2 protein-coding genes are annotated in these 1,494 nt (G+C 60.4%); one reads left to right on the forward strand and one right to left on the reverse strand.

From position 1 onward, the window contains the following. The coding region (locus tag EOA27_RS36155; protein WP_127258695.1) for a DUF1176 domain-containing protein at window positions 1-552 on the forward strand (552 nt) is incomplete at its 5' end. Window positions 553-567: 15 nt separating this feature from the next. On the opposite strand, the gene EOA27_RS36160 is transcribed toward EOA27_RS36155, so the two are convergent. Continuing rightward, window positions 568-1,449, reverse strand: coding sequence for an alpha/beta fold hydrolase (locus EOA27_RS36160; protein WP_126083792.1), 882 nt, complete (start codon window positions 1,447-1,449; stop codon window positions 568-570). Window positions 1,450-1,494 lie beyond the last annotated feature (45 nt).

The following is a 1,494-nucleotide window of genomic DNA, read 5'->3' on the forward strand; positions in this document are numbered from 1 at the left end:
AAGAAGGACGAGGCGCTGGAGCAGGCCAAGAAGGCGTTTCTCGCCACCTATGGCGGGCAGTGCGACAAACAGGATGCCGATGGCAAGCCAATCGGTGAGCCAGAGGCCCATTCGGTCCAATACAAGGACAAGGACGCTCAAGCCGCCGACCCGGAGCGCGAGACGCGGCTGTTCCGCTTCTTCTGCTCGATGGCCGCCTATAACGAAACCGCGGTCTACTACATCGCCGATGACGTCAACGGCGTGACCCAGCTGCAGTTCACCGAGCCGGATCTCGATATCCGCTACGAGAACAACAACAGCGAAGGCAAGGTCGAGTCGATCCACATCATCGGTTTCAAGACCAGCGGCTGGGCAACCAATTCGGACTATGACGAGAACACGAAAACCATCACCACATCCGCCAAATGGCGTGGCGTAGGGGACGCCTCGTCATCGGGGACCTATCTGTTCCGCAACGGTGACTTCTCGCTTGTCCAGTACGACGTCGATGCTTCCTATGACGGCGAGATCAATCCGCAGACGATCATCGATTACAACACTGCGCCTTGAGCCTCGACAGAAGGGTCACGGCGCTTTCGTCAGCATCCAGTTCAGCGTGCCGCGCCAGTCCACCATGCGGATCGGCGTGCCGTGCGTGCCGGTCTCGAAGCGCACGAAGCGTGTCGGATAGGATTTTTTGGCCAGGATCGATCGGAAGAAGGCTTCCTGCTTTTCCACCGAGAAGACCACGTCATGGCTGCCCTGGCCGAAGAACACCGGCACGCGGCGCTTGAAGGCAGGGCTGGTGAGAAAGCTGTCGTCCCACAGCGATCCGAGCAGCAGCAGCCCGTTGATACGGCCGCCCGTATCCTTGCGCGCGGCGAGCTTCCAGCAGACCATGCCGCCCATGGAGCCGCAGGCGACGAAGATTTTCGCGCCGGGCGATTGTTGGGCGTAGTGATCGATGAGCGCCGAGACCTGCGCCGCGCCCTTGTCGCCGAAATCGGGGAAATCCGGCGAAAGGTAGAGGCCGTTATTGGCGGCCATCAGATTCTTGATGCGGTTGAAGTTGCCGCCGAAAGTAAAATCGTCGACACCTTGCTTGCGGCTGCCGCCCTGCCCATGCAGGTAGAGCACGATGATGGAAGCGCCTTCCGTCCTGCCGACCGCGACATGCCTGACATCGCCGGCGTCGGTCTTCAACATCAGGTCCCGCTGCACCTTGCGCACGCCGGGGTCGGTATATTGCGCGCGCACCCGCTTTTCCGGCACCTCGTCGCGCTGGTTGATGTCGCGCATCTCATGATAGTCGAGCACCGTATAGGCGCCATTATCGCCGGTGGACAGCGCCGCCGGATAAGCAAAGAGGTCGTCCTTGAACGGTTTTAGCGAAAGCGTCTGGCTATGGGCAGCCTGGACGGCAAAACCGGTTGCAACGAGCAGGGCGAAGAGGAAGCGCAATGACATGCCGAGAGGCATGCGAAATTCGGCTTCGGTTTGTCAATCCTGCAG

The sequence above is a fragment of the Mesorhizobium sp. M2A.F.Ca.ET.037.01.1.1 genome, assembly GCF_003998075.1.
Lineage (GTDB): Bacteria > Pseudomonadota > Alphaproteobacteria > Rhizobiales > Rhizobiaceae > Mesorhizobium.

What these genes read in the sequence shown, in the direction of transcription:
- EOA27_RS36160 (WP_126083792.1), bottom strand. Translation starts at nt 1,449, where the DNA reads ATGTCATTGCGCTTCCTCTTCGCCCTGCTCGTTGCAACCGGTTTTGCC.